At 72.1% G+C, this 20,740-nt stretch carries 17 protein-coding genes; 12 read left to right on the plus strand and 5 right to left on the minus strand.

The annotated features are described in order from the left end of the window. Window positions 1–4: 4 nt before the first annotated feature. The gene (locus AB0C17_RS20810; RefSeq protein WP_357479937.1) at window positions 5–1,111 is read right to left on the minus strand and encodes an LCP family protein; all 1,107 of its coding nucleotides are present in this window, start codon (window positions 1,109–1,111) and stop codon (window positions 5–7) included. A gap of 139 nt (window positions 1,112–1,250) precedes the next feature. Here AB0C17_RS20810 and AB0C17_RS20815 point away from each other — a divergent pair, with 139 nt between their 5' ends. Together AB0C17_RS20815 and guaA are read left to right on the plus strand one after the other, a co-directional pair. Next, complete coding sequence (locus AB0C17_RS20815; RefSeq protein ID WP_357479940.1) at window positions 1,251–2,933, plus strand: GMC family oxidoreductase; 1,683 nt, start codon at window positions 1,251–1,253, stop codon at window positions 2,931–2,933. A 119-nt stretch (window positions 2,934–3,052) separates the two neighbouring features. Then, entirely contained in the window at window positions 3,053–4,609 is a 1,557-nt protein-coding gene (gene guaA, locus AB0C17_RS20820) for a glutamine-hydrolyzing GMP synthase (protein WP_357388864.1), read from the plus strand. Between the two features lie 6 nt (window positions 4,610–4,615). Here the strand turns inward: guaA and AB0C17_RS20825 are convergent, their stop codons facing one another. Continuing rightward, window positions 4,616–4,987, minus strand: coding sequence for a PspC domain-containing protein (locus AB0C17_RS20825; RefSeq protein ID WP_357388862.1), 372 nt, complete (start codon window positions 4,985–4,987; stop codon window positions 4,616–4,618). A gap of 144 nt (window positions 4,988–5,131) precedes the next feature. Here AB0C17_RS20825 and AB0C17_RS20830 point away from each other — a divergent pair, with 144 nt between their 5' ends. The 3 genes from AB0C17_RS20830 (at window position 5,132) to AB0C17_RS20840 (ending at window position 8,367) form a co-directional block, all read left to right on the plus strand. Further along, a complete protein-coding gene (locus AB0C17_RS20830; protein ID WP_013288532.1) occupies window positions 5,132–6,079 on the plus strand; it encodes an NUDIX domain-containing protein in 948 nt (315 codons plus the stop codon). A gap of 116 nt (window positions 6,080–6,195) precedes the next feature. Next, the gene (locus AB0C17_RS20835) at window positions 6,196–7,107 is read left to right on the plus strand and encodes an NUDIX domain-containing protein (protein WP_357388860.1); all 912 of its coding nucleotides are present in this window, start codon (window positions 6,196–6,198) and stop codon (window positions 7,105–7,107) included. A 345-nt stretch (window positions 7,108–7,452) separates the two neighbouring features. Continuing rightward, window positions 7,453–8,367: a CDP-alcohol phosphatidyltransferase family protein gene (locus AB0C17_RS20840; protein WP_357388858.1), complete on the plus strand. Its 915-nt coding sequence runs from the start codon at window positions 7,453–7,455 to the stop codon at window positions 8,365–8,367. 57 nt (window positions 8,368–8,424) lie between these two features. Here AB0C17_RS20840 and AB0C17_RS20845 read toward each other — a convergent pair whose 3' ends face one another. The 3 genes from AB0C17_RS20845 to AB0C17_RS20855 all read right to left on the minus strand — a co-directional run bounded on the left by AB0C17_RS20845 (window position 8,425) and on the right by AB0C17_RS20855 (window position 12,168). Continuing rightward, window positions 8,425–9,672, minus strand: a complete 1,248-nt coding sequence (locus tag AB0C17_RS20845) for a phosphatidylserine decarboxylase (protein WP_357388856.1) — start codon at window positions 9,670–9,672, stop codon at window positions 8,425–8,427. Window positions 9,673–9,826: 154 nt separating this feature from the next. After that, a complete protein-coding gene (locus AB0C17_RS20850) occupies window positions 9,827–10,246 on the minus strand; it encodes a hypothetical protein (RefSeq protein ID WP_357388891.1) in 420 nt (139 codons plus the stop codon). Next, window positions 10,243–12,168, minus strand: a complete 1,926-nt coding sequence (locus AB0C17_RS20855) for a PspC domain-containing protein (protein ID WP_357479942.1) — start codon at window positions 12,166–12,168, stop codon at window positions 10,243–10,245. Before AB0C17_RS20855 ends, AB0C17_RS20850 begins: the two co-directional genes overlap by 4 nt. Before the next feature lie 176 nt (window positions 12,169–12,344). Between AB0C17_RS20855 and AB0C17_RS20860 the strand changes: the two genes are divergently transcribed. From AB0C17_RS20860 to AB0C17_RS20890, 7 genes are all read left to right on the plus strand, one after another. Then, on the plus strand, window positions 12,345–13,595 hold the full coding sequence (locus AB0C17_RS20860; protein ID WP_357388889.1) for a PspC domain-containing protein: 1,251 nt from the start codon (window positions 12,345–12,347) through the stop codon (window positions 13,593–13,595). Window position 13,596: 1 nt separating this feature from the next. Next, a complete protein-coding gene (locus tag AB0C17_RS20865) occupies window positions 13,597–14,274 on the plus strand; it encodes a response regulator transcription factor (RefSeq protein WP_357388852.1) in 678 nt (225 codons plus the stop codon). 583 nt (window positions 14,275–14,857) lie between these two features. Next, window positions 14,858–16,501: an ABC transporter substrate-binding protein gene (locus AB0C17_RS20870; protein ID WP_357388850.1), complete on the plus strand. Its 1,644-nt coding sequence runs from the start codon at window positions 14,858–14,860 to the stop codon at window positions 16,499–16,501. Window positions 16,502–16,645: 144 nt separating this feature from the next. Then, on the plus strand, window positions 16,646–17,572 hold the full coding sequence (locus AB0C17_RS20875; RefSeq protein WP_357388848.1) for an ABC transporter permease: 927 nt from the start codon (window positions 16,646–16,648) through the stop codon (window positions 17,570–17,572). 75 nt (window positions 17,573–17,647) lie between these two features. Continuing rightward, the gene (locus tag AB0C17_RS20880) at window positions 17,648–18,631 is read left to right on the plus strand and encodes an ABC transporter permease (RefSeq protein WP_357388846.1); all 984 of its coding nucleotides are present in this window, start codon (window positions 17,648–17,650) and stop codon (window positions 18,629–18,631) included. A gap of 25 nt (window positions 18,632–18,656) precedes the next feature. Further along, entirely contained in the window at window positions 18,657–19,685 is a 1,029-nt protein-coding gene (locus AB0C17_RS20885; protein WP_357388887.1) for an ABC transporter ATP-binding protein, read from the plus strand. Continuing rightward, window positions 19,678–20,694, plus strand: coding sequence for a dipeptide ABC transporter ATP-binding protein (locus AB0C17_RS20890; protein WP_357388844.1), 1,017 nt, complete (start codon window positions 19,678–19,680; stop codon window positions 20,692–20,694). The genes AB0C17_RS20885 and AB0C17_RS20890 overlap by 8 nt, the downstream gene beginning before the upstream one ends. Window positions 20,695–20,740 lie beyond the last annotated feature (46 nt).

Here is a 20,740-nt window from a genome sequence, read left to right on the forward strand (position 1 = left end):
GGCGTCAGTTCCGCACGCGCAGCGACGGGTGGGCGGCCAGGAACGCGTCGGCCCGCCCGCCGCGCAGCGCGGTGAGGAAGTCGCGGCCGAGCGGCTTGAGCTGCTCACCCCGGTACGCGCCGCCGCCGCCCACCCCGGCGCCGGGCAGCACGACGAGCGTGAGCCGGTCCGCCGGCAGGCCACCCAGGGCGTACGCGAAGTCGATCAGTTTCCGGCCGCCCCCGGCGTACACCAGGGTCCTGCCCAGCGCGGCCACCACCTGCTCGACCCGCTGCGGATCGCGGGCCGTGCCCTGGTCGAGGATCTTGCGGGCCAGCGCCCGGAGCAGTTGCTGCTGGTGCCGCTGGCGGGTGTAGTCGCCGCCCGCGGTGTAGCGCTGCCGCGCGTAGTCGAGCGCCTGCCAGCCGGTCAGGTGCCGGGTGCCCTTCTCGTAGACCATCTGCGGCCCGGTGTAGCCGCCGCCGCTCAGGGTCCGCATGGTGCCGTCCGGGCGGCGGTGCCGGGACTCGACCCGCTGGTCGACGTAGAGGTCCACGCCGCCGAGCGTGTCCACCAGCTTGTCGAAGCCGCCGAACGTGATCACCGCGCCGGCGTCGATGCGCAGGCCGGTGTAGCGGGAGACGGTGGTGCGCAGCAGCTCGTACCCCTGGGCGGTGCTGGGGTTGCCCTTGTCGCCCGGCACCCGGCTGCCGTAGCTCATCGCGTGGGTGAGCTTGGTCCGGCCGCCCGGGTAGCGGGCCTTCGGGTAGGCGGGGATGTCCACCACCAGGTCCCGGGGGAGCGAGAACAGGTACGCCCGGTCCAGCCCGGCCGGTACGTGCAGCAGCAGCACGGCGTCGGCGTGCGGTTCCCAGCCGGGGATGCTGACCCGGGTGTCGACGCCGACGAGCAGCAGGTTGAGCGGGCCCTTCAGGTCGGCGCCGGGCGGCGGCGTCGGGCTGGCGGTCGTCGGGACGGGCGTGGGTGAGGCCGGGGTCGGGGACGGGGTGGTCGGGCCGGCGACCGGTGCGGCGGGACGGTTCGCGACGAGCCGGGTGGTCACCACCGCTCCGGTGGCCACCAGCAGCGCCGCCACCAGTACGGCCAGGCCCAGCAGGCGTCGTCTCGTCACGTTCGTTCCTCCCCGTGGATTCGACGCGCCAGGTGGGCCCACGGGTTGCAACGGCGGGAATCCCGGCGATCGAGCGCTCTGCATGATGTGCGAAAAAGCCTCGTTGGCGCTATAGCTACCGGTCGGTAATGATGCGTCCATGCGCTACGACGTGGTCGTCATCGGTTCCGGGTTCGGCGGCAGCGTCACCGCGCTGCGGCTGGCCGAGAAGGGTTACTCGGTAGGGGTCCTGGAGGCCGGGCGGCGTTTCGCCGACGACGAGTTCCCCCGTACCTCCTGGCGGGCGCGGCGGTTCCTCTGGGCGCCCCGGCTCGGCTGCTTCGGGCTCCAGCGGATCACGCTGCTGCGCTCGGCCGACCGCAAGGCCGGGGGCGGCGTGCTGGTGCTCTCCGGCGCCGGGGTCGGCGGTGGGTCACTCGTCTACGCGAACACGCTCTACGAGCCGCTGGACGCGTTCTACACCGACCCGCAGTGGCGGGACATCACCGACTGGCGCGACGAGCTGGCCCGCCACTACGACCAGGCGAAGCGGATGCTCGGCGTCACCACGTACCCGATCGACACCCGCGCGGACCAGGCCGTCCGCGCGGTGGCCGAGCGCATGGGGGTGGCGCACACCTACCACCCGACGCCGGTCGGCGTGCACATCGGGCGTCCCGGCGAGCGGGTGGCCGACCCGTACTTCGGCGGGGCCGGGCCGGAGCGCACCGGCTGCAACCACTGCGGTTCGTGCATGACCGGCTGCCGGCACGGCGCCAAGAACACGCTGGTGAAGAACTACCTCTGGCTGGCCGAACGGCTCGGCGTGCGGGTGCACCCGCTGACCACCGTGACCGCCGTCCGCCCGGACCCGGCCGGCGGCTACGCGGTGCACACCGAGCGCACCGGCGCGTGGCTGCGCAAGCGGCGCGAGGTGATCCACGCCGACCAGGTGGTCTTCGCGGCCGGCGCGCTCGGCACCCAGCGGCTGCTGCACAAGATGAAGGCGACCGGCGCGCTGCCGGCGCTCTCGCCCCGGCTGGGCGAGCTGACCCGGACCAACTCCGAGGCCATCCTCGGCGCCTCGGTGGCGCCCGGCTCGGCCCGCCGGCGCGGCCTCGACTTCACCGAGGGCGTGGCGATCACCAGCTCGTTCCACCCCGACCCGCAGACCCACATCGAGCCGGTCCGCTACGGCAAGGGCTCCAACGCGATGGGCCTGCTCCAGTCGCTGCTCGTCGACGGCGGTCCCCACCGGGTCCGGCGCTGGCTGGGCAGCATCGTCCGGCAGCCCGTGCTGGCGGCACGGATGCTGTCGGTACGCCGCTGGTCCGAGCGCACCGTCATCGCGCTCGTCATGCAGTCGGTCGACAACTCGCTGACCACCCGCTACCGCAGGGGCCGGCTGGTCTCCGGCCCCGGCCACGGCGAGCCCAACCCGACCTGGATCCCGGCCGGCAACACGGCGGCCCGGCTGCTCGCCGAGGAGATCGGCGGCACCCCCGGCGGTGCGGTCACCGAGCCGTTCAACATCCCGGTGACCGCGCACATCCTCGGCGGCGCGGTGATCGGCGCCACCCCGGACGAGGGGGTCGTCGACCCGTGGCACCGGGTGTACGGCCACCCGGGGCTGCACGTGGTGGACGGCGCGGCGGTCTCGGCGAACCTGGGCGTCAACCCGTCGCTGACGATCACCGCGCAGGCCGAGCGGGCCATGTCGTACTGGCCCAACAAGGGCGAGGCGGACCCGCGCCCGGCGCCCGGGTCGGCGTACACCCGGGTGGCGCCGGTCGCGCCGCGGCGCCCCGCCGTCCCCGCCCACGCCCCCGCCGCCCTGCGGTGAAAGGAAGGGCCCCTTCTTAACGCCTCCTGTAGAGGAAGGGCCCCCTGTTAACACATGCATCCCGCCACATCGCCGGGGCGCGTCCGGCGGTCCCGTGACTGTCGGTAGGCTTTGCGCACATGAGCACGCCTCGCCCCGTCCTCGTGGTGGACTTCGGAGCCCAGTACGCCCAGCTCATCGCGCGCCGTGTCCGCGAGGCGAAGGTCTACTCGGAGATCGTCCCGCATTCCATGCCGGTGTCCGAGATGCTGGCGAAGAACCCGGCCGCGATCATCCTGTCCGGCGGCCCGGCCAGCGTCTACGCTCCGGACGCGCCGCAGATCGACGCCGGGATGTTCGACGCCGGGGTTCCGGTCTTCGGCATCTGCTACGGCTTCCAGGCCATGGCCCAGGCGCTCGGCGGCACCGTCGCGCGCACCGGCAACCGCGAGTACGGCGGCACCCCGCTGCGCCCGCGCCTGACCGAGCCCGGCGTGCTGCTGCGTGACCTGCCCGCCGACCTGCCGGTCTGGATGAGCCACGGCGACTGCGTCACCGAGGCCCCGGAGGGCTTCACCGTCACCGCCGAGTCGGCGGGCGCGCCGGTCGCCGCGTTCGAGGACGTGGCCGGCCGCCGGGCCGGCGTGCAGTTCCACCCCGAGGTCGGGCACACCGCGCACGGCCAGGAGATGCTCACCCGCTTCCTGTACGACATCGCCGGCATCGAACCGACGTGGACGCCGTCGAACATCATCGACGAGCAGGTCGCCCGGATCCGCGAGCAGATCGGCGACAAGGAGGTCATCTGCGGTCTCTCCGGCGGCGTCGACTCGGCGGTCGCCGCCGCGCTCGTGCACCGCGCCGTGGGCGACCAGCTCACCTGCGTGTTCGTGGACCACGGCCTGCTGCGCGCCGGTGAGGCCGAGCAGGTCGAGAAGGACTACGTCGCCGCCACCGGCATCAAGCTCAAGGTGGTCGACGCCCGGGAAAGGTTCCTCGGCGCGCTCGCCGGGGTCACCGACCCGGAGCAGAAGCGCAAGATCATCGGTCGGGAGTTCATCCGGGTCTTCGAGGCCGCCGCCCGGGAGATCGCCGCGCACGGCGACGTGGAATACCTGGTGCAGGGCACGCTCTACCCGGACGTGGTGGAGTCCGGCGGCGGCACCGGCACCGCCAACATCAAGAGCCACCACAACGTCGGCGGCCTGCCCGAGGACCTGAAGTTCTCGCTGGTCGAGCCGCTGCGCACGCTGTTCAAGGACGAGGTCCGCACGATCGGCCTGGAGCTGGGACTGCCCGAGGCGATGGTGTGGCGGCACCCGTTCCCAGGCCCGGGCCTGGCCATCCGGATCATCGGCGCGGTCGACGAGGAGCGTCTCGCCGTGCTCCGCAAGGCCGACCTGATCGCCCGGCAGGAGCTGACCTCGGCCGGCCTGGACCGGGGCGTCTGGCAGTTCCCGGTGGTGCTGCTGGCCGACGTGCGCAGCGTCGGGGTGCAGGGCGACGGGCGCACCTACGGTCACCCGGTGGTGCTGCGCCCGGTCTCCAGCGAGGACGCGATGACCGCCGACTGGTCGCGGCTGCCCTACGACGTGGTGGCCCGGATCTCCACCCGGATCACAAACGAGGTCGCCGAGGTCAACCGCGTGGTCCTGGACGTGACGAGCAAGCCGCCGGGCACCATCGAGTGGGAGTGACGGGGCTCAGGCCGCCGGCGGTGTCTGCGGTCCGGCGTCCGGCCGCGCCTGCGGTCCGGCCTCGGGCCGTGGCACCTGCGGCGTAGTCGGCGCCTGCGTAGTCGGCGGGACCGGCGGCCAGCCCGGCGCGGTGCCCGGCGGGTGCGGCCAGGCGGGGGCGCCGGCCGGCTCCTCGGGCATCAGGAACCACATGATCGGGTACGCGAGCGCGGCGAGCCCGCCGGTGAGCACCGTGGCGGCTGCGAAGATCACCCGGATCAGCGTGGGGTCGGCGGCGAAGTAGCGGCCGAGGCCGCTCGCCACCCCGGCGATCATGCGGTCGCTGACCGGTCGGCGGAGCTGCTTGTACGGGGCCTGGGAGGGGTTCGGGAAGGTCATGTGTCAACGGTCCCGCGCGCTGTGGCGGGCGACCTCGGTGACCGCCCGGACGCTTACCCTGAACCGTCCCTGAGACGCCAGCCGAGAGTCAGGAATCTGACTCTTTTCGATCCCGGTAACCCGCTCCGGGGAGAATTTGCTCCCGTGACCACCTCGCTGGAGCCGCTCCGCAGGATCGCGGCATACGCAGTTTGTGCTGATTCAAACGGCCGAGTGTTGCTGGTCCGCGCATCGGAGCGCTCCGGCACCCCCGGCACCTGGTCGCTCCCGGGAGGCGCGGTCGACCACGGTGAGGACCCCAAACACACAGTCGTACGGGAGACCGCTGCCGAGACCGGGCTCTCGGTGGCTGTGGCCGGTCTCCAGGACGTGCTCGCCGACATGCGGGCGCTGCCCGAGCGGCACATCACGATCCACACCGACCGGCTGCTCTACACCGTCTCGGTACGCGGCGGGACGCTCACCGAGCGGGTCGACCGCCCGACCGACCTGGCCCGCTGGTTCACCCTCGACGAGGCCCGGGAACTGCCGCTGCGGTCGTTCACCGCACGTGCCCTGGGCCTGCCCACCTCCACCGACGACATCGTGCCGGAGGAGGTGCCCGAGTTCCCCTCCTTCTACGCCGTACCCGGCCCGGACGGGTTGCACCGGGCGCAGCGCTTCGCCGCGTACGCGGTGGTGACCGACCCGGAGGAGCGCGTGCTGCTGACCCGGGTCTCCGACGGCTACCCGGGCGCCGGCTGCTGGCACCTGCCCGGTGGCGGCACCGACTACGGCGAGCAGCCGGGCGCGGCGCTGATCCGGGAACTCGTCGAGGAGACCGGCCAGACCGGCCGCCTGGTCGAGCTGCTCGGCGTGGCCAGCCACCGGGACGCCGCCTCGCTCGGCCCGGAGGGCTACCCGATCGACTGGCACGGCGTACGCGCGTTCTACCGGGTGGTCGTCGACCAGCCCGCGCCACCCACGGTGGCCGACATCGGCGGCTCCACCTGCGAGGCCCGCTGGTTCCGCCGCGAGGAACTGGGCGCCCTCCCCACCGACCGCCTCACCGAGGTGACGGCCGAAGCGGTCCAGGCCGCCCACCTCCTCTGACCCCCGGCCCCTCCGGGCCCCCACCCCGGCGATCATGAGGTTGACGGGGCGAGATGTCCGCCTCGGTACCGCTAACCTCATGATCGACGGGGTGGGGCGCGGGGGAGGGGTGGGCTGTGGAGCAGCGGCGGCGGATCGGGGCCTACGGGGTGCTGCGGGACTCCGAGGGGCGGGTGTTGCTGGCGCGCGGCTCGGCGCGGTGCCCGTACCCGGGGGTGTGGCAGTTGCCCGGCGGCGGCGTCGAGCACGCGGAACACCCGGCCGACACCGTGGTACGCGAGTTCGCCGAGGAGACCGGCCTGACCGTGGCGCCCGGTGCGATCCGGGCCGCGGTGGCCGACGTGACCCCGTTCCGCACCGAGACCGTCGCGATGCACACCGACCGGCTGATCTTCGAGGTCGAGGCGCGGGGCGGGCGGCTGCGGCCCGAGCCGGCCGGTGGCACCGACGAGGTGGGCTGGTTCACGCCCGAGGAGGCCGCCGCCCGGCTGCTGATGCCGTTCACCGCCGAGCTGCTCGGCCTGCCGGTGACGCCACTGCCGGCCGGCATGCCCCGGGGGCTGCCCGTCGACCCGGCCGGGCCGGCCGCCGACCGACGGCAGCGCTTCGCCGCGTACGGGCTGGTCACCGACCCCGCCGGCCGGGTGCTGCTCACCATGATCGCCGACGGCTACCCGGGCGCGGGTCAGTGGCACCTGCCCGGCGGCGGCACCGACCACGGTGAGCAGCCGGCCGCCGGTCTGCTGCGCGAGCTGGTCGAGGAGGCCGGGCAGCTGGGCCGGGTGGTCGACCTGATCGCCGTGGACAACCTGCACAACCCGGGCGCGCTCGGTCCGGAGCGGCGCCCGCTGGACTGGCACGGCGTCCGGGTGATCTACCGGGTACGCGTGGACGCGCCGACCGAGGCGGTGGTGACCGAGCTGGCCGGTGGCTCGACCGCGCGGGCGGCCTGGTTCGCCCCGGAGCAGGTCACGGCCCTGCGGATGACCGACGTGGCGGCCCGCGCCACCGGCCGGAGGGTGAGCTGAATCGCTCGCCGAGCCGCCCTTGGTGACCTCCGGTACAGTCAGGAGTAAGGGTTGACACCGAAAACGGGCGATGAAGCCCGAGATGGGAATGATTGAGCGGTTCGCGCGGTTACGCCAGATATAACTACCGCCGGCAGCTATCGCCAAGCCCCTGTCCCCTGTGCAATGGTGTACTCCGCAAAAGGGCTGCCGGATCCGAAAGGTCCGGCACGAGACAGCCGGACACCCGCCCCGCCGAGGGCGGCCAGCCGATCCGGTGATGGAGGAAACGTGCCGAGAGCCCCATGGCGCCGGCGTCGTACGACTGACAGTCCGCGCCCCGCAGGGCGTCGCTGGGCGGGCCGGTTGCGCCGCAGCAGCACGTTCGCCCGCCAGGTGCTGCTGGTCCGAGTGGGCCGCCGGGACGGCATGGCCGTCTCGGGGACCGACCGGGTCACCCCCGACCACCGCTACGCCGATCGCCAGCGCCTGCGCTACGGCCGGCTCGACACCGAGATCGAGGCGGTACGCCCGGTCAGCCCGGCGCTCGCCCCGGCCGCCCCGGTCGACGACGAGGCCTCGGCGATGTCGATCCCGCTCCTGCCGGGTGAGCGCACCGCCGCCCGCCGGGCCAAGTTCGCGCTCGTCAACGCGTGCACGCTGAGCAGCCTCATGCTCGGCATGCTGGCCATCTTCCTGGCCATGCGCGGTGACGTGCAGATCGCCGCGATCTGCCTGATCGCCTGCGTCGCGTTCGACGGCCTCGACGGTGCGCTGGCCCGCAAGCTCGGCGTGGCCAGCCCGTTCGGCGCGCAGATGGACTCGCTCGCCGACATGTGCTCGTTCGGCCTTGCCGCGCCGGTAGTGGTCTACGCCTCGCTGGCCGGTTCGGCGCCCCCGGCGGCCGCCGCGGTCTCCTGTGCGCTCGTCGCCGCCTGCGCGGCGATCCGGCTCGCCCGGTTCAACGTCTCGCCGAAGGACGGCCGCTTCTTCTGCGGCGTGCCGACCACCATGGCGGCAGCAGTGCTGGCCCTGACCGTGGCCATCGGCGTGCCGGTCCCCGGCCTGGTCATGGTGGCCGGCGTGGCGCTGCTCGCCTTCGCCATGGTGTCCAGCTTCCCGTACGCCAAGCTCGCCCGGCTGCTGAGGCTGCCGCCGTGGCTCTGGCTGGCTCCGGTGGTGGGTGCGCTCGTCGACATCCGGCTCACGTTCGCCCTCGTGGTGGTGGGCTACCTGGTCAGCGGCCCGCTGCTCTGGCTGCACCAGCGCCGTACCGCCTGACCCGAGAACGACAGAAGGGGCGCCGCGAGAGCGGCGCCCCTTCTTCGTGTGCCGCGCTCAGCGCCAGCGGGCGATCACCGTGGCGCCGCCGACCACCTTGTCACCCGGGCCGACGAGCGGGTCCGCGGCGTCGGCCGGCAGGTAGACGTCGGTACGCGAGCCGAACCGGATCAGGCCGAAGCGCTCCCCCCGGGCCAGCAGCGAGCCGACCGGCGCCCGCTGCACGATCCGGCGGGCGATCAGCCCGGTGCGCTGCGCGACCACCACCGTGCCGTGGTCGGTGTCCAGCACCGTGTACGCGGCCACGTTGTGCTCGGCGTCCGGCTTCATGGCGTTGACGAACCCGCCGTCGGCGACGAAGTAGTCGACCACCTTGCCGGCCACCGGGGCGCGGTTGACGTGCACGTCCAGCACCGACAGGAAGACCGCGATCCGCAGCCACTCGCCGTCACCGAAGCGCTCGTCCTGAAGGCGCTGCACGGACAGCACCTGACCGTCCGCCGAGGCCACCACCGCCGACGGGTCCTCCGGCACGTCCCGCTCCGGGTCCCGGAAGAACGCGGCCACCGGCGCGGCGGCCAGCGCCGGCAGCAGCCAGAGCTTCGACTTCGGCCGCGCGGCCCGGGCCAGGGCGGCCAGGCCGAGCGTGATGCCCGCGGCGGCCACGCCGTTCGAGTCGATGTGCATGCCCCGGGTCAGCGGCACGCTCGACGGCCGGTACGCCGGGGACAGCGAGGCCGCGAGCGCGACCGGCGCCGGGCTGAAGCGCAGGTGGTGCACGCGTACCGGCGGGGTGTTGCGCAGCACCAGGTCGGTGCGTACGCCGTGCAGCACGCCCTGCCGGTCCAGCTCGCCGTCGGCGCCCTCGGTGCGGAACAGCGGCGCGGCGACGCTCAGCACCGCGCCCTCGGCGAGGTACTTCACCAACCCGTCGACGGCGGCGCGCGCCTCGTCCGCGGTGCCGGTGAACGGCTCGGCGACGATCACCACCGCGGCGGCGTCCGCCTCGGCGAGCGTGTCGGCCACGCGTACCCGGTCGGCGACCCAGCGGCCCTGCGCCGTGACGTGTTCGCGCAGCGCCGCCACGGCGGCGCCCTCCGCCGGCACCACAGTCAGCCGGTCGCCGGGGAGCAGCGCCTCGATCGCGGCGGCCAGCACCGCGGACTCCGGGGTCGCACCGACCAGCAGGCCGGCCTTCGGGTCGTTACGCCGGGCGAACTCGCTGACGAGCGTGCGGGCGGCGCGCTCGCCGATGCGGACCGCACCGGAGGGACCGGTGACGCGCACGGCGGGGGACTGGGTCATGTCGGACGGGCTCCTGACGAGATAGCGAACGGACGGGGCGGCTCCGGCGACCCGACCGGCGGCTCCGGCGAGTCGGGGGCGCGGGCCGGCCGGCGGAGGCGAGATCTCCGCCGACCAGCATAGGCCGCGTCCGAAGGGCGCCGCAGTGGCGCGGTCAGGCCGGATCCTCCGGCGTACGGCGCTGCCGAACCGGTTCGTCGGCCGGTTCGTCGAGCGGCGGCAGTTCGCGGGTGGCCGGCTCGGCGGGGTCGGTGGTCGCCTCGGTGGCCCATTCGTCGGCGCCGTCGGTCGTCGCCGTGCCACCGGCCGTCGCCGTGCCACCGGCCGGGGAACCGTACGGCGCGGCGACGGTGACCTCCGGTGCGGGCGGCGGGGCGGGCTGCTCCGGGGCGCGGCCCGAGCGCAGCGCGCCGATCAGCCCGAGCAGTCCGATCACCACCAGCCCGCCGGCCAGGAACCAGCCGACCGGCGGTACGGCGAGGCCGAGGATCCGGGCCAGCAGCCACCAGACGGACAGGCCGAGGAAGAGGAGTCCGAAAGCGAGCGACACGAGGTCGGTACGGTGCGCCTTCACCGGGTCACCTCCAGCTTGCCGGCGTTCACGTGGACGAAGAGGCGTAGCTTGCCGCCACCGGGACCGTCGGGGCCGGCGTCGGTGGTCTCCCACTGACGACCGCCGAGCCCGCCGCTGCGCCGGCCGAAGACGGTGGCGTCACCGGCGTTCACGTCGGCCACCGTGGTCACGTCGACGTTCGGCGGTACGACCACCGTCGCGTTGCCGAGGTTCACGTCGACTGTCACCTGGACGTCCTGCTTGTCGAAGTCGATACCGCGCAGGTCGAGCGTCGCGTCACCGAGGTTGTTCTCGTACCGGCTCGCCAGGTCGCGCAGGTCGGTCGGGGCCCAGGTGACGTTGCCGTCGATGCCGCGTACCCGGTCGTAGGACTCGGCGACGGTGGCGATGCCGAGCGCCGCCGCGGTCACCAGGCCCAGCGCGATCAGCCAGCGGGCCCGGCCGAACCAGGTGCCGACGAGCAGGCCGAGGCCGATGGTCGCGAGCACGGCGGCGAAGTAGCCGGCGGCGCCGACCGGGAAGACGTCGAGCAGGTCGAGCATGGCCACCACGCCGAGCGCCAGGAAGATCAGCGAGAACGTGACCGCGCCGAGCGCCGAGCGCTCTTTGGGCCGCTTCGGCGGCCGCGGCGGCCGGACCGGTGGCGGGACGGGCGGGCCGGGCGGTGATCCGGCGTAGGGGCCGTGCGGGGCGAACGGCGGCCGGTAGCCGCCGGGCGGCAGCGGCGCGCCCACCGGCGCGGGCGGCGGCACGGCGGCCGGCTCGTCCAGCCGGGAGCCCGCGTCCCGCGCGCCCGGCCAGGCCGGGTTCCCGCCGTATGTGGGCCAGGAGGCGGTGTCGGCGACCGCGCCGGTCACGTGCCGCATCGAGACGGTCGTCGGCTCGGCCGGGGCCGGCCGGGTGCCCGCAGCGGCGGGCCAGCCCGGCGCGGGCAGCGTCGGGTAGCCGGTCGCGGGCCCGGAGAAGCTCGCCGGGTTGCCCGGCTCGTGCTCCGCGCCGGACGTCACGGGGTTGTCCGGCTCAGAGGCGCCCGGCGTCGGGTAGTCGGGCTCGGCGGCGGGCACCGGCGGGTGGCCGGGCTCGGGCGCGGGCGGGTACCCCGGCTCGGGGCGGCGGGCCGGCGGGTAGCCGGGCTCCGGTTGGGTGGCGGGCAGGACAGCGCCGGGCAGGCCGGTGGCGGGCGCCACGCCGGGGCGTGCCGGCGGCACGGCCGGCCCGGCGGGCGCGCCGGTCCACGGCGCCGCGGGGGGAGCCGCGGGCCATGTACCCGGCGCCGGGGCCTGCGGTGCGGGCCAGGCCACCGGCGGCACCGGACCCGGCGGGGGACCGTGCGGCGGCGCCGGCTGAGCCGGGCGCTGCGCCGGGCCGCGCTGGTCGCGGTTGAGCAGGAGCGCGCCGCCGATCAGGATCACCGCGCCGAGCAGGATCGCCCGGAACCCGTCGGTCACGACGTAGGCGAAGCCGAGCGCCACCACGATGCTGAGCACGATCACCGTGATCGGCGACATGCTGGACCGGCCCCGGCCGAGCATGGCCTCCAGCGGCGAGGCGGTGTCGCCCTCGCCGGGGACGATGAGCCAGCCGGCGATGTACACGATGATGCCGATGCCGCCGAAGAAGCCGAGCACGGCCAGCAGCACGCGCCACAGCACCGGGTCGGTGTTCGTGGCCCGGCCGATGGCGGCGCACACCCCGGCCAGGTAGCGGCCCTGGCGAGGGCGTACCAGGCCGTACCGGGTGGTGAAGCCGGCGGCGCCGGGCGGTGGGGCGTACCCACCGGGTGGCGGACCGGCGAACGGCGTGCCGCCGCCGGGCGGTGGTGCCGCCTGGTCGGTGGTGGGCGCCGCTCCCGGCGGGGGCGGCGGCGGGGCGTCCTGTGCTGCCGCCCAGGGGCGGGGCGGACGGGCAGCGTCCTCGTTCATGGCTTCGATACTGCTGCCCCGGCCGCCCGAACAGCCTCCGGACCCGACCCTGACCCCACCCTGAGATCCGCGGCCGGTGAAACTCCGGGGCGTCCCCGTGGTCCGGGGCGTCGCCGCCGTGTGACGATCTGAGCGTCGGCGCCGCCGCCACATCCGCCTCGACCTGGGAGTCTCCGATCAGCAGCACCCCCGCACCGCACGCCCCGCGCCTCTACCGGGCCACCGAGCACCGGCTGGCCGCCGGGGTGGCCGCGGGCATCGCCGAGCACCTGGGCATCCCGGTGCTGCGGGTCCGCGTGGCGTTCATGGTGCTGCTCGGGTTGAGTGGTCTCGGACTGCTGCTCTACGCCGCCTTCTGGGCGGTGGTCCCGCCCCGCCCCGGCGACACCGCCGCCCCGCCCCGCCGCGACCTCGCCCAGTTGCTGCCGTTCGTGGTGATCGGCCTCGGCGTGCTGCTGCTCCAGGTGGTCGCGTTCAACTCGGTGGGCGCGGCCGGCACCGCCGGCTGGCTGGTGGCGATCATCGCGGTCGGCGCGGGCGTCATCTGGCACCAGGCCGCCCCGGAGCGCCGCCGGCAGTGGGGCGACTCCGCGGTGCCCTGGCTGGGCGCGGTGGTGGAGGAGAGCGACAGGCGCGCGTTCGTGCTGCGCTTCATCGGCGGCGGCGTGCTCGTCGCGGTCGGCATCATCGGCGTGGCGGCCGTCTACTCGCCGTCGCAGAACTTCGACGCGGTGCTCAACGGCGTGATCTTCGCGTTGGTCGGGCTGGCCGGCGTGGGCGTGGTCACCGGTCCGGTGCTCTGGCGCACCTGGAACCAGCTGCGATCCGAGCGGGAGGGCCGCATCCGGGAGCAGGAGCGCGCCGAACTGGCCGCGATGGTGCACGACCAGGTGCTGCACACGCTGGCCCTGATCCAGCGCAACGCCAGCGACGTCAAGACGGTGCAGCGGCTGGCCCGGGGTCAGGAGCGCTCGCTGCGCAACTGGCTCTACAAGCCGACCGCGTCGCCCACCGAGCGCTTCGCGGCCGCGCTGGAGCAGGCCGCCGCCGAGGTGGAGGACACCTTCGCCATCACCGTCGAGGTGGTGGTGGTCGGCGACCGGGAGACCGACGAGCGGGTGGGCGCGATAGTGGCCGCCGCCCGGGAGGCCCTGGTCAACGCGGCCCGGCACGCCGGTGTGCAGACCGTGTCGCTGTACGCCGAGGTGGAGCCGGAGCAGGTGAGCGTGTTCGTCCGGGACCGGGGCAAGGGCTTCGACCCGGATACCGTGGAGAATCACCGGCACGGCGTCCGGGGCTCGATCATCGGACGGATGAAGCGGCACGGCGGCCGGGCGGAGATCCGGTCCGAGCCGGGGGAAGGGACCGAGGTCCGGCTGATCCTGCCGATCAGCGGCTCCGGCCCCACGGCGGAAAGGGACAGGTGACATGTCCGAGCAGGAACCGGTCGAGGGTACGACGCCGCGCGGGCCGCTGCGGGTGTTCCTCGTCGACGACCACGCGATGTTCCGGGCCGGCGTCCGCGCCGAGCTGGGCGCACGGGTGGATGTGGTCGGCGAGGCCAGCTCGGTGGCCGAGGCGGTGACCCGGATCGCGGCCACCGCGCCGGACGTGGTGCTGCTCGACGTGCACATGCCCGACGGCGGTGGCCGCGCGGTGCTGGAGGCGATGCGGCGTACCCACCCGCAGGTGCGGTTCCTGGCGTTGAGCGTCTCCGACGCCGCCGAGGACGTGATCGGCCTGATCCGCGCCGGCGCGCGGGGGTACGTCACGAAGACGATCTCGCCGGAGGAGCTGACCGACGCGATCCGCCGGGTGGCCGACGGCGACGCGGTTTTCAGTCCGCGGCTGGCCGGGTTCGTGCTGGACGCGTTCGCCTCCCGGCCGGACGCGCCGGTGGCCGACCCCGAGCTGGACCAGCTCACCAACCGCGAGCGCGAGGTGCTGCGGCTGCTCGCCCGGGGGTACGCGTACAAGGAGATCGCCAAGGAGCTGTACATCTCGATCAAGACGGTCGAGACGCACGTCTCCAACGTGTTGCGCAAGCTCCAGATGTCGAACCGGTACGAGTTGTCCCGCTGGGCCGCCGACCGCCGGCTGGTCTAGGACCGGCTGCCGCCCGGGGGCGGGGCCTCGGCGGCCTCGTACCCCGGGGTGGTCGTGTCGACCGCTCAGTCGGCATGACATCATCCGGACGGACAGAAAACGCGACAGTCGTACGCCCACCAGGAACGTCCGCGCCGGCGCGGCGAACGTCACAGCTCCCCTGCCGTAGGGACACCCGTCGACCTCTTGCTGCCCGTTCTGCCTGTTCAGGGCCCTATCGTCCGCACACTTTGTGATCTTTTCTCAAGTATCGGCAACGTGGCGACCAACTAACGGCTTGATAACGGCACCTTCACGGAAAGGGCCGGTTGGTGTCACAGTGGCAGCACCTCACCCCCCGGTGTGAGGCACTTCGTCGGGCCCGTCGAACACGTGACGCCGTCTTTCGCGCCGCCGCGTGGTCGCCGACCCTGCGCGGTGCCTCGTCCAGGGTGTGGCGCCCGGCGGATCGGTACCCCTGGGGTGTCCCGAATTCCTCTGCGGTAAACCGGTGTCCTGCGGTTCGGGCCGCCGGTGGTGTCACCCCCCAAGACGTGCGTGAAACTCACGACGGAACCAGGTTAGAAAGAGGAGGCCCCTCGGAATGAGAGTCTCGAAGCGGGCGAGCGGCGCGCTCGCGGTGGGCGCGGCATTCGCGCTCGTCGCGTCCGGCTGCTCCAGCGGGAACAACGACGGTGGCGACGCCGGCGCCAGCAAGGACGGCGCGATCGTCATCGACGGCACCCAGCCGGAGAACCCCCTGGTTCCGGCGAACACCACCGAGACCGGTGGTGGCAAGGTCATCGACTGGGTGTGGAGCGGCCTGGTCGAGTACCCCAACAACGGTGGGGCGCCGCAGAACCTGCTCGCCGAGTCGATCGACACGACCGACTCGAAGGTCTTCAAGATCAAGATCAAGCAGAACACCAAGTTCCACGACGGCACCACCGTCAAGGCCGAGAGCTTCGTCAAGGCCTGGAACTGGGCGGCGTACGGCCCGAACGGCGCGCAGAACGCCTCCTTCTTCTCCGACATCCAGGGCTTCGACGACGTCTACACCGAGGACCCGGACGGCCCGGAGGGCCCGCAGAAGGCTCCGGAGCCCAAGGCCAAGGACATGTCCGGCCTGAAGGTCGTCGACGACTGGAACTTCGAGGTCACGCTCTCCGCGCCGACCTCTGTGTTCCCGACCAAGCTCGGCTACAGCGCCTTCATGCCGCTGCCGGACGCGTTCTTCTCGTCCACCCCGGCTGACTTCGGCAAGAAGCCGATCGGTAACGGCCCGGTCAAGCTCGTCTCCTGGCAGGACGACGTCGAGATCAAGCTGACCCGCTTCGACGACTACAGCCTGCGCGACAAGATGAAGATCAAGGACGTCACCGTCAAGATCTACCAGGACGACACGGCGGCGTACAACGACCTGCTCGCCGGCAACCTGGACTTCCAGCAGCAGGTTCCGGTCTCCGCGCTGGCCGGTGAGAAGTGGAAGACCGACCTGGGCGAGCGGGCCATGCCGACGACCACCCCGTCGACCGGCATCATCGCCTTCCCGATCTACGACAAGCGCTTCCAGAACCCGAAGCTGCGCAAGGCGATCTCGCTGTCCATCGACCGGCAGTCGATCACCGACAAGATCTTCTTCGGTAACCGCAAGCCGGCCGACAGCTGGGCCAACCCGCTGACCCCGGGTGCCGAGCCGAAGAACTGCACCGCCTGCAAGTTCGACGTGGCCCAGGCCAAGCAGCTCCTCACCGAGGCCGGTGGCTTCCAGGGCAAGCTGACCCTGTCGTACAACGCGGACGCCAGCCACAAGGAGTGGATGGAGGCCGTCGCCCAGCAGATCAAGACCAACCTGGGCATCGACGCGGTCGCGGTCGGCGTGCCGACCTTCGCGGTCTTCCGCGCCAACATCAACGCCTACAAGATGACCGGCGCCTACCGGGCCGGCTGGCAGCAGGACTACCCGGACGTCGAGAACTGGATCAACCCGCTCTACGTCACCGGTGGTTCCTCCAACGACGGCAAGTACAGCAACCCCGAGGTGGACCGTCTCGCCAAGGAGGCCTCCGCGGCCCCCAGCATCGAGGAGGCCCACAAGAAGTTCGCTGAGGCCGTCAAGCTGATCGACCAGGACGTCCCCTCCATGCCGATCTACTTCGGTGGCCAGCAGTCCGGCTACTCGGAGAAGATCAAGAAGCTGGAGCTGTCCAACGTCGGTGAGCTCGACATCACCTCGGTCGAGCTCTGATCCGAACGGTCTGACCCCGGGTCGGGCTCGCCTACCGGTGAGCCCGACCCGGGGCCGTTCCGCGAGGGGGTGTACAACGAACCCCTCGCACGTTGTCGCCGCCGCGCCGGCCTACCCGGCGCTCCCTGTCTGGAGGACCACCCCATGGGCCGTTATCTCTTGAGACGGCTGCTGCAACTCGTACCGGTGTTCATCGGCACGACGTTCCTGATCTACTGGCTCGTCTGGTCAGTGCCCGGTGACCCCTTCGCCGGCAAGTGCGGCGACCGCGGTTGCCCGCCGAACTACCGGGCCATGATGGTCGAGAAGTACCATCTCGACGACTCGATCTGGGTGCAGTACGCCAGCTACATGAAGAACCTTCTGCAGGGTGACTTCGGTATCACGTTCAGCGGTCGCGAGATCAGCGACATCATCGCCACGTCGTACCCGAACACCCTGAAGCTGGCGGTGGTCGCCCTCACCATCGAGGCCGTGATCGGTCTCGGTGCGGGCATCCTGACCGGTCTGCGGCGCAACGGCTTCCTGGACAACCTGGTCCTGGTCTCCACGCTCTTCCTGATCGCCCTGCCGGTCTTCGTCATCGGCTTCGTGCTTCAGTGGCTGCTCGGCGTCAAGTGGGGCATCATCAACCCGACCGTCTCCAACGAGATGCGGTTCAGCGAACTGATCGTGCCCGGGTTCGTGCTCGGCAGCGCGTCGATGGCGTACGTGGCGCGGGTGGCCCGGACGAGCATCGCCGAGAACCGGCGTGCCGACTACGTCCGTACCGCGATCGCCAAGGGCCTGCCCATGCGCCGCGTGGTCGGCGTGCACCTGCTGCGCAACTCGCTCATCCCGGTGGTCACCCTGCTCGGCACCGACCTCGGTGCGCTGATGGGTGGCGCGATCGTGACCGAGGGCATCTTCGGCATCAACGGCATCGGCCGGCAGGTGCTCCGCTCGATCGTCACGAAGGAGAGCGCTACCGTTGTGGGGATCGTGGTGGTGTTGGTGCTTGTCTATCTCGTCATGAACCTGGTGGTCGACCTGCTCTACGCCGCCCTCGACCCGAGGATCCGCTATGAGTGACCGCCGCAGCGAACGAATCGTCCCAGCAGTCTGCGCGGGTAACCACGCCCGCGCCGAGCGCAACGAGGTGCGGGCATGAGTGACCCGAGTTCCGCGTCGATCGTGACGACGCCGCCCGCGACCATGCCCACCGAGGCCGGGTCGGGCGCACCCACCGACGCCGGTCTGCCCGAGAGCGCCAAGCAGCAGAAGCCCCGTGGCCTGCTCGGCGACGCCTGGATCGACCTGCGTCGCAAGCCGCTGTTCTGGATCTCGGCGACGTTCATCCTGCTGTTCATCCTGATGGCCGCCGTCCCGTCGCTGTTCACCTCCGGCGACGCGGTGAACGGCGCGCTGGAGCGCAGCCGGGTCGAGCCGTCCTCCTCCGCCTGGTTCGGCTACGACGTGCAGGGCCGCGACGTCTACGCCCGGGTCATCTACGGCGCCCGCGCCTCGATCGTGGTCGCTGTGGTCTCCACCCTCCTGACGCTGTTCGTCGGTGGCGCCATGGGCATCATCGCCGGCTACCGCGGCGGCTGGGTGGACGCGGTGCTGTCCCGGATCGCGGACATCTTCTTCGGCCTGCCGTTCGTGCTCGGCTCGATCGTCATCCTGACCACGTTCAACGGGTCCGGCACCGACAACGGCGAGTGGACGATCATGGGCCTGGTGATCCTGTCCCTGAGCGTGCTGACCTGGCCGGTGGTGATGCGGCTGATGCGCTCCTCGGTGCTCTCCACCAAGGAGGCCGACTACATCGTCGCGGCCCGTGCCCTGGGCGCGAGCACCGGCCGGATCATCCTCAAGCACCTGCTGCCGAACTGCCTGGCGCCGCTGCTGGTCTACGGCACGATCCTGGTGGGCTCGTTCATCGGCGCGGAGGCCACGCTCTCGTTCCTCGGCATCGGCCTGAAGAACCCGGTGGTTTCCTGGGGCATCATGATCAGCGAGGCGCAGAACTACATCCGGGTCTCGCCGTTCCTGCTGTTCTTCCCCGCCGCGTTCCTCGTCACCGCCGTGCTGAGCTTCGTCATGCTCGGCGAGGCGGTCCGCGAGGCCCTCGACCCGAAGCTCCGATAGGGGAACTGAGTTGTCCGACATTCTCGTGTCCGAGCAGTCCGCGCCGGGCGCCGACGGATCCGGCCGCCCCTCGGGCCGCCTGCTCGAGGTCGACGACCTTCGGGTGGAGTTCCGCACCCGGGACGGCGTCGCCAAGGTCATCAACGGAGTCACGTACCACGTCGACGCGGGGGAGACCCTCGCCGTGCTCGGCGAGTCCGGCTCCGGCAAGAGCGTCACCGCGCAGACCATCATGGGCATCCTGGACACCCCGCCCGGGTTCGTCACCGGCGGCGAGGTCCGCTTCCACGGCAAGGACATGCTCAAGCAGTCCGCCGAGCAGCGGCGACGGATCCGTGGCGAGGGCATCGCCATGATCTTCCAGGACTCGCTCTCCGCCCTCAACCCGGTTTTCACGGTCGGCTTCCAGATCGCCGAGCAGTTCCGCGTCCGGCGCGGCATGAGCCGCTCGGACGCCAAGAAGCGCGCGATCGAGATGCTCGACCAGGTGAAGATCCCCAACGCCAAGGGCCGGTTCAGCAACTACCCGCACCAGTTCTCCGGCGGTATGCGGCAGCGCGCCATGATCGCCATGTCGCTGGCGCTGGACCCCGAGGTGCTGATCGCCGACGAGCCGACCACCGCGCTGGACGTGACGGTGCAGGCCCAGATCATGGACCTGCTCGGCGAACTGCAGCGCGAGCGGCAGATGGGCATGATCCTGATCACCCACGACCTCGGCGTGGTCGCCGACGTCGCGGACCGGATCGCGGTCATGTACGCCGGCCGGATCGTCGAGGAAGCCGACGTCTACGAGCTGTACCGCAAGCCGGCGCACCCGTACACGCTGGGCCTGCTCAACTCGATCCCCCGGATGGACGAGAAGGGCCAGGAGCTCCGCACCATCAAGGGCCTCCCGCCGAACCTGATGAACATTCCGCCGGGCTGCGCGTTCAACCCGCGTTGCCCGATGGCGCAGCCGGTGTGCCGGGAGAAGGTCCCGCCGCTGCTGCAACTGGGCAACGGCCGGGCCAGCGCCTGCCACTTCGCCGAGGAGCTGGTGAACCGTGACTGAGAACATCATCGAGGTTCGTGACCTGGTCAAGCACTACCCGGTGACCCGGGGCGTGGTGTTCAAGAAGACCATCGGCCAGGTCAAGGCCGTCGACGGCGTCTCCTTCGAACTCAAGGCCGGCGAGACGCTCGGCGTGGTCGGCGAGTCCGGCTGCGGCAAGTCGACGCTCGCCCGGGTGCTGATGAACCTGGAGAAGCCGACCTCCGGTCAGGTCCTCTACAAGGGCCAGGACATCTCGAAGCTCTCCGGCGGCGCGCTGCGGCGACTGCGCCGGCAGATCCAGCTCGTGATGCAGGACCCGTACACCTCGCTGAATCCCCGGATGACAGTGGGTGACCTGATCGGCGAGCCGTTCGAGATCCACCCCGAGGTGGCCCCGCGCGGCAGCCGGCGCAGCAAGGTCAAGGAGCTGCTCGACCTGGTCGGCCTCAACCCGGAGCACATCAACAGGTACCCGCACCAGTTCTCCGGCGGTCAGCGGCAGCGCATCGGCATCGCCCGGGCGCTGGCGCTGCGGCCCGAGGTGATCGTCTGCGACGAGCCGGTGTCGGCCCTGGACGTCTCGATCCAGGCCCAGGTGATGAACCTGCTGGAGAAGCTCCAGGCCGAGTTCGGGTTGTCGTACGTCTTCATCGCCCACGACCTGTCCGTGGTGCGGCACCTGTCCGACCGGGTCGCCGTGATGTACCTGGGCAAGATGGTGGAGATCGGCACCGAGGACGAGATCTACGAGCGGCCGACCCACCCGTACACCCAGGCTCTGCTGTCGGCGGTGCCGGTGCCGGACCCGACCGTGCGGGAGAGCAAGGCGATCATCCGGCTCCAGGGCGACGTGCCGTCGCCGGTCAGCCCGCCCTCGGGCTGCCGGTTCCGCACGCGGTGCTGGAAGGCGCAGGACGTCTGCGCCCAGGAGGTGCCGCTGCTGGAGATCCGGCCGGGCTCGGACCACCCGAGCGCCTGCCACTTCGCGGAGAAGCGGGAGATCGTCGTCACCCACGAGGTGGCCTGATCCGTTCCGGACCGCCTGCCGGCGTCAACTCGACGCCGGCAGGCGG

Source organism: Micromonospora sp. NPDC048887 (assembly GCF_040649715.1).
GTDB lineage: Bacteria > Actinomycetota > Actinomycetes > Mycobacteriales > Micromonosporaceae > Micromonospora.